The organism is Streptomyces sp. NPDC047000 (assembly GCF_040644295.1).
Classification (GTDB): domain Bacteria; phylum Actinomycetota; class Actinomycetes; order Streptomycetales; family Streptomycetaceae; genus Streptomyces.
The window spans coordinates 1-1,985 of sequence record NZ_JBEYWE010000077.1 but is presented as its reverse complement, the minus strand read 5'-3'; the positions used below and the strand labels follow the sequence as shown (position 1 = coordinate 1,985).

Genomic DNA, 1,985 nt, shown 5'->3' with positions numbered 1-1,985 from the left:
GGCCCGCGTTCGACATAATTCGGCGGGCTGGAGGGGCGAATCTGAGCTTTGACCTGGGCAGATATGGGTGGGACCGCCTGGAGGGCGTTTCTCTAGGCGGTGGAGTTCGTGCTGGTCAGCGGGGTGCGGGCTGGAGCGTGACAACCTGCTTGGGGATGGGGATCTTCAGCTTGGTGAGTAGGTCTCGCTGGGGCTTGGTCAGGGCGGTGACCTGCTGGAACGTTCCGGTGGGGCCTGTGAAGGTGCCCCGGTGGAGGCGGTCGAGCTCGCGTCGGATCTGCGGCCAGGTGCCGCCGGCGGTGGTCTCGGTGATCCTGATGAGCAGGAGGGCGAGCCAGCACAGGATGACGTGGGCGCGGATGCGTTCTTCGAGGCGGTGGTAGACGGGCCGCAGGTCGATGACCTGTTTCATGTCGCGCCAGCCGCGCTCGACTTCGAGCAGTTGCTTGTAGCCCAGGGCGATGTCCTCGGCGCTGAGACGGGGGTCCGAGCAGCGCAGGAGGTACTTGCCGTCGAGGTTCTCCTCCGCCTTGATCTTCGCCTGGTCGATGCGGAGCTTGCCGGCCGGGGTGGCGCGAAGGTAGCGGTTCAGGCCGGGCTTGTCGGCGATCCGCCCGCGCAGTTCGCCCCGCTTGAAGTCGCTGAGCCTGTCGGTGTCGGCGATCAAGTCGGCCAGCTGGGCGGCGAGTTGTTCGCGCATGTGCCGGTCACGCTCGGCCGCTTCGGGGTTGTGGCAGATGACGAACCGGTCGGTGTCTGATATCCGTACCTCCTTGACGCGCATGTTCTCGCCGACGTCCTGGTAGCGGCCCTGCCGGGACAAGGCGGCCTGCACCTCGGGACTCCCGGAGCGGAGTTTCTCGCCGATGATGTAGGCGTGATCGCCCTTGCGCAGGTAGCGGCGGTTCTCGGCGGAGGAGAAGCCGCGGTCGGCCACCCACACGATCTTGGAGAGGGTCCAGTCCCGCATCTCGTCCTTGACCTGGCGGATCAGGGTCTGGTCGGAGGCGTTGCCCGGCCAGCACCAGCAGCGGACCGGGATCCCGTCCCGGGTGACCGCCATGCCGATCACGATCTGAGGCAGGTCGTCGCGGGAGTCCTTCGACTTGCCGTAGGTCCGGAACCCGTCCTGCTTCGCGTCGCCGTCCGCCTGGTCGCCCTCCAGCTTGCGGCCGGTGCTGTCGCGGGCGACCGGTCCGTCGGGCTCCTCCAACTCGAAGTAGGTGCTGGTGGTGTCGAAGAACAGCAGATCGACCTCGAGGTTCAGCAGATTGGCGACCTCGTCGAACACCTGCTTCTCCAGGTCGTCCTTGACCTCGTGGAGCCAGTCCATCGCCCGGTAGCAGGATTGTTCGCCGGCCTCGGTCAGCCCGTCGATGTGCACGTCGTTCGTGATCCACTCCGCTGCCGCGAGCTTCGAGGACGGGGCCAGCGCACGGTTGGCGACCAGGGCGAACAGCACCCGCTCGGTCGCGGTCATGTCCCGGCGGCGGCCCCGCTTGGACTGCCCGACCCGGCCCACGATCTGGTCGATCCGCAGCCGGCGCCACAGATGGTCGAGCACGTAGGCGCCGCCGAACGGCACCGAGGAGGTGAACTCCAGATCCGACGCGGCGGTCGAGGCCAGCGCGTCACCCGGCTCCAACAGGCGCGATAGAGACGCGACCAGGCGCCTGACCGCGTCGCGGTCCAGGTCGTCCTCCCGGCCGAAGGTGAACAGCACCTTCGGCACCGCCCGCCCCTTCACCGGATCCCACTCGTTGTGGGCCAGATGCAGGTACCGGACCGTGCCGGACTTGTTCTCCCGCTTCGTCGTCTTCACATACACGACTCCAGACCCTACGAGCCATGCCCAGGTCACCGCAGGCGAATCCAGAAAATCGCGTCTCTAGGCGCCTTCGGACTTCCCAGCCACGTACAGCCCCATGACCTGCATGTTCAGCTCCGCCAGACCTCTAGACCCCTCGAATTATGTCGAACCCGGG

1 protein-coding gene is annotated in these 1,985 nt (G+C 67.0%); it reads right to left on the bottom strand.

Annotation, left to right across the window (positions count from 1 at the left end):
• Nucleotides 1–115: 115 nt before the first annotated feature.
• Nucleotides 116–1,822: an IS1634 family transposase gene (locus ABZ862_RS38430; RefSeq protein ID WP_360969263.1), complete on the bottom strand. Its 1,707-nt coding sequence runs from the start codon at nt 1,820–1,822 to the stop codon at nt 116–118.
• Between the last annotated feature and the right edge of the window lie 163 nt (nt 1,823–1,985).